Genomic DNA, 12,970 nt, shown 5'->3' on the forward strand with positions numbered 1-12,970 from the left:
GGACCTCACATCGAGATCCCGTTCGCGTGGATATCATCCTGTCATCAAGGCGCGCGTCCTTCCAGTGGTACGCCCACGATTCCTGCGAATCCTGGGCGCTGTACCAGGTCTGCGGAAGAAATTTCCCCCCTCGACCGATGATTCTGCCCCTCGGGCGCGGTCCTACCTGCGACCGAGAATTACCACCTCGAACGAGGAGAACCGATGAATTCCACATCGACCGCCACCGCCGACGCCCGGATCCTCGACGTTCCCGGTGCCAGGCTGTACTACGAGGTGCAGGGCGCGGGTCCCGTCGTGGTGCTCGTCGGCGCCCCCATGGACGCCGACTCCTTCGCGCCGGCGGCGGATCTGCTCTCGTCCGACTACACCGTGCTCACGACGGACCCGCGGGGCATCCACCGCAGTCCGGTCGACGACCGGGATCGCGATTCGACCCCGGAGATGCGCGCCGACGACCTCGCCCGGCTCCTGATGCACCTCGACGCGGGCCCTGCCGTGGTGTTCGGCTCCAGCGGCGGCGCCGTCAGTGCGCTCGCGCTGGTGCAGGCGCACCCCGAGCTGGTCCACACCGTGATCGCTCACGAGCCGCCGCTGGACGAGTTACTCGACGACCGCGAGCAACTGCGCGTGAAGACCGACGAGATCATCGACACCCACCTGACCGGGGATGTCGTGGGGGCGTGGAGGAAGTTCCTGGCCCTGGCGAACATCCACCTGCCCGAGGAAGCGTTCCAGCAGATGTTCGCGGGCGAACGGGATGCGCAGACCGAGGCGGACGACTACTTCCAGCACGCGCACATGCTGCGCCCGACCACCCGCTGGTGCCCGGACGTCACCGCCCTGCGCTCGGCGCCCAGCCGCGTCGTGGTCGGGATCGGCGAGGAGTCGGGTGGGCAACTCTGCGACCGTACGTCGCGGGCGCTCGCCGCCGAACTGGGCGTCGAGCCCACTATGTTCCCCGGCGACCACATCGGCTTCGCCCACGACCCCGCCGCGTTCGTCACCCGGCTGCGCGCAGTGCTGCGGGAGGTCTGAGCGGACGCTCCCGACTGACCTCACACCGCGATCGGGATGCGTTTCGTGACGATCCGATGGATCAACCGGGCGGCGGTGCGGGCCGTGCGGTTGTCGATGTCGAACGACGGATTGAGCTCGGCCACATCGCACACCGCGAGTTTTCCGCTGGCGGCGACGGCGTCGCACACGAATTGGATCGTCTCCGCCGGAACGCCGTACGCGGCGGGAGCGCTCACTCCCGGCGCGACCGCGGCGGGAAGGACGTCGAGGTCGATGGTGAGGTACACGAGATCGACGTCCGACAGGAACTCGCTGACGAAGACGGCCACCCGGTGCCGGTCGGAGACCGAGCAGTCGTCGTCCAGGAGGTAGCGGACGTCGTATCCGCGTGCGGTGTCGAACAGTGCGGTGGTGTTGCTCGGCTGGCTGATGCCGAGCACGGAGTACTGCAAGGCGGTGCCTGACGCATGCTCCTGTTCGAGGATCTGCCGGAACGGTGTGCCCGAACTCGGGACCGGATCGGACCGCAGGTCGAAGTGGGCGTCCAGGTTCAGGATCCCGATCCGACGCCTGGGTGTGCGGACGGCTGCCTGTGCCAGACCGAGGTACGTCCCGTAGGCCACCTCGTGGCCGCCGCCGAGGACCACCGGGAACTGGCCGGCGTCGAGCGTCGCGGCGACCACGGAGCCGAGCGCCATCTGCCCGGCCTCGAGACGATTGTCGGTGACCGCGACGGTGCCGGCGTCGTAGACGCGGAGCGGCTCGGCGAGCGCCATCGACGACAGCGCGCCCCGCAGCGCGTCCGGGCCGCGCGCCGCCCCGCGGCGGCCCTTGTTCCGCTCCACGCCCTCGTCGCTCGAGAAGCCGATCAGCACGCAGGCGCCGGGCTCGGCGCCGTCGTGCAGAGGCGTCACGGCCTGGTGCCAGCGGAGGTGGTGACTCGACGTGCCGTCCACCCTGCCGACCCAGGGGGGCGGGGGAATCAACAGGTTCTCCATCATCGCAGGGCCCTCGCTTTCTCGTGACCGGTGTGCGCGGACCAGGCGAGTTCGCCGCCCCGCCACACATCGCTGACCAGGGGGACGCCGGGCCGGTAGGCCAAGTGTAGGTACGACGGCGCGTCCAGCGCGAGGGCATCGGCCCGCGCGCCGGGACGCAGGACCCCGACGTCGGCACGTTGCAGCGCGCGGGCACCGCCCGCCGTGGCCGCCCAGATGGCTTCGTCCGGGGTCATGTGCATGTCCCGCACCGCGATCGCGATGCAGAACGGCAGGCTGGTGGTGTAGCTGGTGCCGGGGTTGCAATCCGCACCGAGCGCCACCGTGACACCTGCGTCGAGCAGGGCCCGGGCGTCCGGGTACTTGTTCCGGGTCGAGAAGTCCGCGCCGGGCAGGAGCGTGGCCACCGTCGAACTCTGCGCCAGCGCATCGATGTCGGCCTGCGTGGTGTAGCAGACGTGGTCGACGGACGCGGCCCCCAGTTCGACGGCGAGCTGGACTCCGGGTCCCTCGCGGAGTTGGTTGCCGTGGACGCGGGGGATCAGCCCCTTCGCCATCCCGGCGGTGAGAACGGCATGTGCCTGATCGCGGTCGAACGCGCCGGTCTCACAGAACACGTCGATCCACTTCGCTTGCGGTGCACAGGCGTCGATCATCTCGGAGCACACCATGGCGACGTAGTCGTCGGCCCGCCCCGCGTATTCCGGCGGCGGAACGTGAGCGGCGAGCAGCGTCACCTCGTCGGTGAGGGACGCCGCGATCCTCGTGCTGCGCAGTTCGTGCGCGACCGTCTGCCCGTACCCGGTCTTGCACTCCACGGTGGTGCTGCCCGACCGCAGGGACTCGTCCAGCAGTCGCCGCGTGTTCGCCTGCAGTTGTTCGTCGGTCGCGTTCCGTGTCGCCTCGATCGTGTTGCGGATGCCACCCGCCGCGTACGGCTGTCCCGCCATGCGCGCCGCGAATTCCTCCGCCCGTTCCCCACCGAACACCAGGTGCGAGTGGCTCTCCACGAAGCCCGGCAGCACCGCCCGGCCGTCGAGATCGTGCCCGACGTCCCCGGCCGGCGCCGAGTCGGCGCGGCCGACCCAGGCCACCACGCCGCCGTCGAAGACGACGGCGGCGTCGCGGATCAGCCCGAGCGGACCTTCCCCCACTGTCGGGTCGTTGGTCACCAGGGTGCCGATGCCGGTCAGCACTGTGGAGCGGGAGGTGTTCGCTGTCACTGCTGTTCCTTCCAGTGGTTCGAAAATGCGGTCGCTCGGGCCTGCGGTCATCCTTCGGACATCGGCACGCGGACGCCGCGCTCCTTGGCGACGTCGATCGCGTGGTCGTATCCGGCGTCGACGTGCCGGATGACGCCCATGCCGGGATCGTTGGTCAGGACCCGCTCCAGCTTCTCGGCGGCCAGGTCGGTGCCGTCCGCGATGCACACCTGACCGGCGTGGATGGACCGTCCCATGCCGACGCCGCCGCCCTGGTGGATGGACACCCACGACGCCCCCGACGCGGTGTTGACGAGTGCGTTGAGCAGCGGCCAGTCGGCGATCGCGTCGGAGCCGTCGAGCATCGACTCGGTCTCGCGGTACGGGGAGGCGACGGAGCCGGAATCGAGGTGGTCGCGGCCGATGGCGACGGGCGCGGACAGTTCGCCGGACGCCACCATCTCGTTGAACTTCAGGCCGGCCTTGTGCCGTTCGCCGTAGCCGAGCCAGCAGATCCGGGCGGGGAGACCCTCGAACGCCACCTTCTCGCCGGCCATCGTGATCCAGCGCTTGAGGTGCTCGTTCTCGGGGAACAGTTCGAGGATCGCCTTGTCGGTGGCGGCGATGTCCTTCGGGTCACCCGACAGCGCGGCCCAGCGGAACGGGCCGAGGCCCTCCTCGAACAGCGGACGGATGTAGGCGGGCACGAATCCGGGGAAGTCGAACGCGCGGTAGTAGCCGGCCTTGCGGGCCTCGTCACGGATGGAGTTGCCGTAGTCGAACACCTCGGCGCCCTTGTCGAGGAAGCCGACCATCGCGGCGACGTGCCGTGCCATCGACGCGCGGGAGTCCTCGGTGAACTTCACCGGGTCCTTGTCGGCCATCGCCTTCATGTCGGCGAATTCGATCCCGAGCGGCAGGTACGACAGCGGGTCGTGTGCCGACGTCTGGTCGGTGACGATGTCGATGGGGGCGTTCATGGCGAGCAGTTCGGGGAAGATCTCCGCGGCGTTGCCTTCGAGGCCGATCGACAGCGGGCGCTTCGCGTCGCGGGCCTCGATCGCGAGACGCAGGGCGTCGTGGATGTCGGTGGCCTTGGTGTCGAGGTACTTGTGCGCGATCCGGCGGTCGATGCGGGTGACGTCGCAGTCGACGCAGATCGCGACGCCGTCGTTCATCGTCACGGCGAGGGGCTGGGCGCCGCCCATGCCGCCGAGTCCGGCCGTCAGCGTGATGGTGCCGGCGAGCGAACCGCCGAAGCGCTTCCGGCCCACGGCGCCGAACGTCTCGTACGTGCCCTGCAGGATGCCCTGCGTGCCGATGTAGATCCACGACCCGGCCGTCATCTGCCCGTACATGATCAGGCCGAGGGCGTCGAGCTTGCGGAACTCCTCCCAGTTGGCCCAGTCACCCACCAGGTTCGAGTTCGCGAGGAGGACGCGGGGCGCCCACTCGCTGGTGCGGAACACGCCGACCGGCTTGCCGGACTGCACCAGCATCGTCTCGTCCGACTTCAGGGTCTTCAACGTCCGGACCATCGCGTCGAACGCCTCCCAGCTGCGCGCGGCCTTGCCGGTGCCGCCGTAGACGACGAGGGAGTCGGGATGCTCGGCGACCTCGGGGTCGAGGTTGTTCATCAGCATGCGCAGGGCGCCTTCTTGCTGCCAGCCGAGTGTCGTCAGTTCGGTGCCGCGGGGCGCCGACACGTGGCGGGGTCCGGAAACCGGAGGCGTCGTGGTGGTCATGTCGTGTACTCCTTGATGGTCGAACGAGGAAGAGGGAAAAGTCTGGGTGTCAGCGTGATTCACAGTCGCGAATCCGCCATGGCGGTGTGTGCGGGGTAGATCATGGCCGCGGGTGGGTTGCTGTTGCGCCGCGCGAGCGGGTAGTAGATGGCGCCGGTGAAGACGATGCCGACGATCCACGAGATGTCCGCGCCGCCCAGCATGTCCGTGACCGGTCCCGTGTAGAGCTTCTGGGCGAGGAACGGGATCTGCGCGAGAACGCCGACGGTGTAACAGATCATCGCCGTCTTGTTCCAGCGGCCGTAGCGGGCCTCCGGGTCGTACAGCGCCGGGATGTCCACGCGCTCCTTGGAGATGAGGTAGTAGTCGATCAGGTTGATGGCACTCCACGGGGTGAACACCATCAGCAGGACGAGGACGAAGTTCTTGAAGTTGTTGAGGAAGTCGGCGCTGGCACCGATCGCGATCAGCATCGACACGGCGACGAACCCGATGATGTACAGGGTGCGGGCCCGCGACGAGATGCGGGACTGCCCGTTGAACGCCGTCACCGTGGTGAGGATCGACATGAATCCGCCGTAGGCGTTGAGGCAGTTGATCGTGAGCTTCCCGACCAGGATCACCAGGTAGATCATCAGGGCGATCACAGCCGGTCCGGCGAGGCCTCCGATCCACCCGACCTGGTCGCTGAGGAACGCGTCGCCGGCGACGGCGGCGACGAGTGCACCGAACGTCATCGACCACTGCGAGCCGATCACGCTGCCCGCGAACGTCGACCAGAAGGTCGTCCGCTCGCTCGTCGAGCGCGGCAGATAGCGGGAGTAGTCCGCGACGTACGGGCCGAACGTGAGCTGCCAGCCGGCGCCGAGCGAGATCGCGAGGAGGAACGTGACGATGTCGAAGCCCTTGATCCCGACGAACGAGGCCACGTCGTACTCGGCGAACAACCGGATCGCGAGGTAGGTGAAGCCGAGGATGCCGACAACGGTCGCGATCTTGCCGACGACGTGGATGAGTTTGTATCCGGTCACCGCGACGAATGCGGTCATCGCGCCGAAGATCAGGATTCCGACGGTGGGGTTGTCGATGTGGAGGATCTCGTTCACGGCCTGACCTGCGAGGACGCTGCCGGTCGCGGCGAAACCGAGGTACATCAGGACGACGAGGACCAACGGGAGCACGGCACCCAGAACACCGAACTGCGCTCGGCTCGAGATCATCTGCGGCAGTCCGAGGCGCGGTCCCTGAGCGGAGTGCAGCGCCATCACGGCGCCGCCGAAGAGATTGCCGATCAGCAGGCCCACGATGGCCCACAGCGCGTCGGCGCCGAAGACGACCGCGAGGGCGCCGTCGACGATCGCGGTGATCTGCATGTTGGCGCCGAACCAGAGTGTGAACTGGCTGCGCGGAGATCCGTGGCGCTCGTCGTCCGGGACGACGTCGATGGTGCGACGCTCCGGCGCGAGGCTGATCTCGGGAGGTCCCTCGTGTGTCATAGGCCTTGTCTCTCTGTGACGAGTCCGGCAGCTGGTCGGTCCCGGGTGCTCTGTCCCATGTCCTGAATCCAGTGTGCTCTGACTCACGTTTTTTATCGCCTTAGATGTATAGTCCTGTATAGACAACCCCCTGTCAAGCGTTCTCCAAGGACCCAGCCGAGAGGCGTGCCGGCCCACCACTGCACCAGTCGGGAGTGTCGATGCTTCCGACGGAAGGTACTGACATGAGAGTAATTTCGACGTCCTCACATTCGCTCGACCGCGATGAACAGCAGTTTTCCGCTCCGGAAGCGCCCGAGCGTTTCCGCGACCTCTACCTCCGCACCGCCGGTCATCCCTCCGCCGACGGCGCAGATCCGCAGGCGCGTGATCGCATCGCGAACACGCATCTCGAGACCGGGTGGAACCGGAACCCCGGGACCGCGGTGGTGCGCGGAATCGACGCCGCAGACCCCAGCGGGATCGGGCCCGCGGTGCAGATCGTCACCGACGACATGGCCCTGCTCGTCGAATCGGTACTGCTGACCGCGGCCAGGGTCGGCGCCCCGATCGAGGAGGTTCTGCATCCGGTCCTCGTCGCCCGCCGCTCGGAGTCGGGCACCCTCACCGACCTTCTGCCGATCTCCGACTCCGGGACGGCGGAGTCGTGGATTCACGTGGGTCTGCGCTCCGACACCGCGAACTCCGTCGTCGCCGCACTTGTCGCGGCGCTGCACACCGTTCTCGCCGACGTGCGCCGGGTGGACCGGGATCTGGCGCGCATGCGCGAACTGCAGATCCAGGTCTCCGACCAACTCGACTCGCAGACCGGGCAGGACTCGCTGTCCGAAGAACTCCGCGAGGCCGCCGACTTCCTGCGCTGGTGCGAGGCGGGCAACTTCACCGTCCTCGGATACGCGCGGTACGGCGACGACGGTGCACCCGAGGAGAGTCTCGGCGTGCTCCACGACCGGGAGGGCGATCGGGCGCCGGCCGCGGAACCCGGCCCCGTCCTGGCGATCGGGCAGGCGGCGCTTCCGGTGTCCGTGCACCGGTCGTCGTACCCGTCGGTGGTCGGAGTTAGGGCCGGAGGAGTGGAGCACCGCTTCGTCGGCGCGTTCACCCCCGCGGGCAGGCACGAGAACGTCCTGGACATCCCGGGTGCGGGACGCCGGGTGCGGGCCCTGCTCGACCGTGCCGGTTTCGACATCGACTCCTTCTCCGGGCAGGCCGTCCTGCAGGTCGTGCAGGCGCTGCCGCTGACCGAGTTGTTCGCGGCGAGCCCGGATTCGCTGCATTCGGCCCTCACCGAGGTCGCCGGCATCACCGCGCGCGAGCACATTCACCTCTTCCTGCGCACGGACGTCCCGGGCGAGAGCATGTCGGCGCTGGTGTTCATTCCCCGCGATCGGTACAACACGCGGACGCGCCTGGCGGCCCAGCGCGTCCTGCTGGACGAACTGGACGGCACCGCAGTCGAATACACCACGAACGTGTCCGAGTACCCGCTCGCGATGGTGCACTTCACGATGCGGGTCCCGGCGGACACCGAGGTGACGGACACCCGGCGACTGGAGATTCAGCGTCGAATCTCCCGGTCCTGCCGGACCTGGGACGACCGGTTCCGCGACGAACTCGACACAGCCGAACGCGAACTCCTCGCCCATTATTCGGAGCATTTCCCGGAGGTGTACAAGCACGATTTCGACGCCCGGCGCGCCCACGCCGATCTGGTGGTGTTCGAGAGACTGACGGACGGCGCGATCGATACCCGGCTCGACGCGAACGCGGCGGACTGGCGCTTCACCTTCTTCGTCGGCGGTGCATCCGCCTCCCTCAGCGATGTTCTCCCGATCCTGCAGAGCATGGGCGTCGCGGTCCTCGACGAGCGCCCGTACACGGTCGCGAACAGTCGCGGAACGGTGTGCTGGATGTACGAGTTCGGGATCCGCTACGCGTCACCGGGGCCGGTGGACGACGCGCTGCCGCGCCGCTTCACGGAGACGTTCGCCGCGGCCTGGGCATCTCGCGCCGAGACGGACAGCTTCAACGAACTCGTACTCCGCGCGGGCCTGGACTGGCGTGAAGTGGAGGTGCTGCGGGCATACGCGCGGTACCTCCGTCAGGGTGGATTCCCGTACAGCCAGAACCACATCGCCACGGTCCTCGGTGATCATCCGGAGATCTCCCAGGCACTGATCCGGCTGTTCGCCGCGAGGTTCGATCCGGACGGCACTGATCCGGACGGCGCTGAGGAGTGCGGTGAACTGATCGCGTCGCTGGAAACGGCGATCGGCGACGTCCTCGGCCTGGACGCCGACCGCATCCTGCGCGCCTACCTGAACGTGGTCCTGGCGACGCTGCGCACCAACCGCTACGCCCCCTCGGGCCGGGAACGTCAGGTCCTGTCGTTCAAGTTCGATCCGCAGCGCATCCCGGAACTGCCGCAGCCGCGGCCCCGCTTCGAGATCTACGTCTACTCGCCGTGGGTCGAGGGCGTGCACATGCGGTTCGGCGCCGTGGCACGGGGAGGCCTGCGATGGTCCGACCGCAAGGAGGACTTCCGCACCGAGGTGCTCGGCCTGGTGAAGGCGCAGGCGGTCAAGAACTCGGTGATCGTGCCCGTCGGCGCGAAGGGCGGGTTCGTCGTCGCGCGCCCGCCCGCTCCCACCGGCGACCCGCTGCGCGATCGCGACGCCCAGCGCGCGGAGGGGGTTCGCTGCTACCGCAGCTTCATCAGCGGACTGCTGGACGTCACCGACAACGTGGACCTCGCGACCGGTGCCGTGATCCCGGCGCCGCGGGTGGTGCGGCACGACGGCGACGACACGTACCTTGTCGTCGCCGCGGACAAGGGCACCGCGACGTTCTCCGACATCGCCAACGACGTTGCAGCACAGTACGGGTTCTGGCTGGGTGACGCATTCGCATCGGGCGGATCCGTCGGCTACGACCACAAGGCGCTCGGCATCACCGCCCGGGGTGCGTGGGAGAGCGTGAAGCGGCACTTCCGCGAAATGGGTGTCGACACCCAGTCGCAGGAGTTCACGGCCGTCGGGATCGGCGACATGAGCGGCGACGTGTTCGGCAACGGAATGCTCGCGAGCCCGCACATCCGGCTCGTCGCCGCATTCGACCACCGGCACGTGTTCCTCGACCCGAACCCCGACGCGGACACATCCTTCGCGGAGCGGGAACGACTCTTCGCGCTGCCGAGGTCGTCGTGGGCGGACTATGCGCCCGGTCTGATCAGCGCAGGCGGCGGTGTGTGGGAACGGTCGAGGAAGAGTGTTCCGATCAGCGAGGAGGCGCGGCGCGCACTCGGACTGAGCCCCGGGACCACCGAACTGTCCCCACCCGACCTCGTCCGCGCGATCCTGCGGGCACCGGTGGACCTGCTGTGGAACGGCGGCATCGGAACATACGTGAAGTCGGGCACCGAAACCCATCTCGACGTGGGGGACAAGGGTAACGACGGCGTCCGCGTCGACGGTGCCGACGTCCGGGCCCGGGTGGTCGGTGAGGGCGGCAACCTCGGCTTCACCCAGCTGGGACGCATCGAATTCTCCCGCTCCGGAGGGCGGATCAACACGGACGCTCTCGACAACTCGGCGGGCGTCGACTGCTCCGACCACGAGGTCAACATCAAGGTCCTGCTCGACGCCCTGGTCAGCGGCGGCCGTCTCGCCGCCGACGACCGCGCCGGTCTGCTCGCCGACATGTCCGGGGAGGTGTCGCGTCTCGTGCTCTCCGACAACGTCGCCCAGAACGACGTGCTGGGCACGTGCCGGGCCGACGCCGCCGCGTCCCTCACGGTGCACGGACGGCTCATCGGCCATCTGGAAGGCCGCTACGGCCTGGACCGCGCCATCGAGGTGCTGCCGTCCAGGAAGGAGATCGCCGCCCGGGAGCGCGCGGAGGCGGGACTCACCTCGCCCGAACTCGCGACCCTCATGGCGCACGTGAAGCTGGCGCTGAAGTCGGACCTGCTGGCCGGCGACCTGCCCGACAGCCCGGCATTCGCGGACGCACTCGCCGGGTACTTCCCGCGCAGGCTCCGGGAATCCTTCGGCGACGCCATCGGCGACCATCCGCTGCGCCGGGAGATCGTCGCGACGGTCCTCACCAACGACGTCGTCGACAACGGCGGTATCACCTACGCCTTCCGGCTGGGGGAGGAGGCCGGGGCGAGCAGCGCCGACGCCGTGCGGGCCTTCGCGGTGGTGTCGGCCGTGTTCGACCTGCCGTCCCTCCGGCGCGACATCCGGGACGCCGACCTCGACGCCGCGCTCTCGGACGACCTCACGCTGTTCACCCGGCGGCTGCTCGACCGGGCGTCGCGATGGATGCTCACCCGCAGACCCCAGCCGCTCGCGGTCGGGGCGGAGATCGCCCGATTCCGTGACCGCGTCGCGGACCTGACACCGCACGTCGCGGGCTGGCTCTGCGGTGAGGACGCGGAGAACCTCCGGAGTCGCACGGCCGCGCTGGTGGCCCGCGGTGTCCCCGCGGACCTGGCCGGGCGGGTGCAACTGCTCCTGGACCGGTTCGCGCTGCTGGACATCGTCGAGATCGCCGACATCACCCAACGCGATCCCCGCGAAGTGGCCGAGGTGTACTACCGGCTCGGGGAGTGCCTCGGGTTGGTGCACCTCCTGGTGGGGGTCTCGCAGCTGGGACGGGGAACCCGGTGGAACGCGCTGGCCCGGTTGTCGTTGCGCGACGAGTTGTACGACACGGTCCGGGCACTGTGCCTCGATGTGATCTCGGGCAGTGAAGCCGTGGACACGGCGGAACAGAAGATCGGGGAGTGGGAGGACCGCAACGCCGCCCGGCTGGCGCGCGCCCGCCACACGCTCGATGCCGTCACGGAATCGGGGGAGCACGACCTGGCGGCCCTCTCCGTCGCAACCAGGCAACTGCGCAGCATGGTGAGGTGACACGAGGCGCACCGCGCGATGAGGGTTTACCCGTGCAGTCGGCCGATAGACTGCAACGGCCGACTGCACGGGAAGTTCATCGGTGTTGCAGAGGGATGGGTGTCAGTGGTGGTGGAGATCGCAGTAGTCGACGCGGAGCTTGCTGCGTTGTACAACGGACCGGGGACGGAGTCGGCCCCGGCGTACGAACGCGTCAAGCAGCTGATCGTGTCGCAGATCAATGCCGGCCGCTGGCAGGAGGGCGATCAGCTGCCCTCGGAGAATCAGCTCGTCGGCGCTCTCGGCCTCTCCCGCATGACCATCAACCGCGCGCTGCGCGAACTCAGCGCCGAGGGGCTCGTGGTGCGCCTGATGGGTGTGGGGACGTTCGTGGCGGCCACGAAGACGGCGTCGCCGCTGTTCGAGGTCAAGAACATCGCGGACGAGATCCAGCAACGCGGACACCGCCATCGAACCGAAGTGGTGTACGTGCGTGAGGAAGACGCCGATCCGGCGAACGCCTTCATCCGGGATTCGATCCGCGGCAAGGTGTTCCACTCGCTGATGATCCACTACGAGGACGACACACCGATCCAGCTCGAAGACCGGTTCGTCAATCCCGCCGAGGCTCCCGGGTATCTCGATCAGGACTTCACCCAGCAAACGCCCAATCACTATCTGAGCGTGGAGGCTCCCCTGACGAGGGGCGAGCACGTCGTCGAAGCGATCCTCGCGTCGCCCGAGGAATGCCGGCTCCTCCACATCGAGCGCGCCGAACCGTGCCTGATGATCCGGCGCCGCACGTGGTCCTCGCGGGGGCTCGTCAGCGCCGCGCGTCTCGTCCATCCCGGATCGCGGAACCGGCTCGAAGGGACGTTCGGGACCGGCTGACCGGGGTAGATGCCGAATCGGGGGCTCACGGCCGCGTGTCCTTCGTCTGCGATGCGGGCCAGGTGAGATGGCCCGCGTGGATGTCGGAGATCGTCGACGCGATCCAGGCGAGTTCGCCCCGCGCCGCGTGGAGTGTGTAGTCCGCTTCGACGACGAACAGCGCGGGCACTCCGCCATCGAGCGCTCGGGTGAGCCCTGCCTCGTCGGATTCGATTCTCGCGGTGAGTCGTTCGGCGCGTTCGGTGAGCGCGTCGACGGCGCCCTCGCGTCCCAGCGCGCCGAGGTAGCTGATCGCCGCGAAGAACGGGGAGAACTCTCGTGCGGCACTGCGGATCTGGAGGTCGAGCCGGCTCACGAGTTCCGCGTGCCCGGCCTCGGTGAGGGCGTAGACGGTGCGGGCGGGCCGACCTTCCCGTTGCGCACGTTCGTGTTCCTCGATCCAGCCCGCCGAGGCGAGGGCCGCGACCACATTGTTCAGCGAGCCGCGATTGAGCGGCCACTGGCCCTCCTCGCTGCGCTCGCGCAGCGTGACCTCCAACTGGTACGGGTGCATCGGCGATTCGAGGAGCAGGCCGAGCACCGGCAGGACGAGGGGATTGTCGAGGACGCGTGCAGGCATGGTTGAAATATATCAGTCTAAATAAACTATGACAAGGCGCGCGGTTCGGGCACCGCGACCTCGCCTTTGTCACGATTGGGTCACGGCCCGCTACGGTGGAT

Annotated in this window: 8 protein-coding genes; 3 read left to right on the forward strand and 5 right to left on the reverse strand. The window is 68.4% G+C overall.

Features of this window, described 5'->3' with window-relative positions:
* The first annotated feature begins 204 nt into the window (after positions 1-204).
* Positions 205-1,038, forward strand: coding sequence for an alpha/beta fold hydrolase (locus ACLIVD_RS04930; protein ID WP_283330510.1), 834 nt, complete (start codon positions 205-207; stop codon positions 1,036-1,038).
* Positions 1,039-1,058: 20 nt separating this feature from the next.
* Here the strand turns inward: ACLIVD_RS04930 and hutG are convergent, their stop codons facing one another.
* Genes hutG through ACLIVD_RS04950 form a run of 4 tightly spaced genes read right to left on the reverse strand, consistent with a single transcriptional unit; the run spans position 1,059 to position 6,461 of the window.
* Positions 1,059-2,021 (reverse strand): formimidoylglutamase, encoded by a 963-nt coding sequence (gene hutG, locus ACLIVD_RS04935; RefSeq protein WP_280778910.1) that lies wholly within the window; start codon positions 2,019-2,021, stop codon positions 1,059-1,061.
* Complete coding sequence (hutI, locus tag ACLIVD_RS04940; protein ID WP_283330511.1) at positions 2,018-3,241, reverse strand: imidazolonepropionase; 1,224 nt, start codon at positions 3,239-3,241, stop codon at positions 2,018-2,020. The genes hutG and hutI overlap by 4 nt, the downstream gene beginning before the upstream one ends.
* A gap of 47 nt (positions 3,242-3,288) precedes the next feature.
* Entirely contained in the window at positions 3,289-4,965 is a 1,677-nt protein-coding gene (gene hutU, locus ACLIVD_RS04945; protein WP_283330512.1) for a urocanate hydratase, read from the reverse strand.
* Positions 4,966-5,024: 59 nt separating this feature from the next.
* Positions 5,025-6,461, reverse strand: coding sequence for a purine-cytosine permease family protein (locus ACLIVD_RS04950; RefSeq protein WP_283330513.1), 1,437 nt, complete (start codon positions 6,459-6,461; stop codon positions 5,025-5,027).
* A gap of 224 nt (positions 6,462-6,685) precedes the next feature.
* On the opposite strand from ACLIVD_RS04950, the gene ACLIVD_RS04955 reads away from it, so the two are divergent.
* Together ACLIVD_RS04955 and hutC are read left to right on the forward strand one after the other, a co-directional pair.
* Positions 6,686-11,380, forward strand: coding sequence for an NAD-glutamate dehydrogenase (locus ACLIVD_RS04955; protein ID WP_283330514.1), 4,695 nt, complete (start codon positions 6,686-6,688; stop codon positions 11,378-11,380).
* Positions 11,381-11,485: 105 nt separating this feature from the next.
* Positions 11,486-12,250 (forward strand): histidine utilization transcriptional repressor HutC, encoded by a 765-nt coding sequence (gene hutC / locus ACLIVD_RS04960; RefSeq protein ID WP_283330515.1) that lies wholly within the window; start codon positions 11,486-11,488, stop codon positions 12,248-12,250.
* Positions 12,251-12,275: 25 nt separating this feature from the next.
* Here the strand turns inward: hutC and ACLIVD_RS04965 are convergent, their stop codons facing one another.
* Positions 12,276-12,869 carry a PadR family transcriptional regulator gene (locus ACLIVD_RS04965; RefSeq protein WP_283330516.1) on the reverse strand — a complete coding sequence of 198 codons (594 nt, stop codon included), beginning with the start codon at positions 12,867-12,869 and terminating at the stop codon, positions 12,276-12,278.
* Positions 12,870-12,970 lie beyond the last annotated feature (101 nt).

This window comes from Rhodococcus sp. G6(2025) (genome assembly GCF_058628105.1).

Bases quoted from the DNA above. Each gene is read 5' to 3' on its own strand.
- ACLIVD_RS04930 (WP_283330510.1), top strand. From the start codon at position 205: ATGAATTCCACATCGACCGCCACCGCCGACGCCCGGATCCTCGACGTT.
- hutG (WP_280778910.1), bottom strand. From the start codon at position 2,021: ATGATGGAGAACCTGTTGATTCCCCCGCCCCCCTGGGTCGGCAGGGTG.
- hutU (WP_283330512.1), bottom strand. From the start codon at position 4,965: ATGACCACCACGACGCCTCCGGTTTCCGGACCCCGCCACGTGTCGGCG.
- ACLIVD_RS04950 (WP_283330513.1), bottom strand. From the start codon at position 6,461: ATGACACACGAGGGACCTCCCGAGATCAGCCTCGCGCCGGAGCGTCGC.
- ACLIVD_RS04955 (WP_283330514.1), top strand. From the start codon at position 6,686: ATGAGAGTAATTTCGACGTCCTCACATTCGCTCGACCGCGATGAACAG.
- ACLIVD_RS04965 (WP_283330516.1), bottom strand. From the start codon at position 12,869: ATGCCTGCACGCGTCCTCGACAATCCCCTCGTCCTGCCGGTGCTCGGC.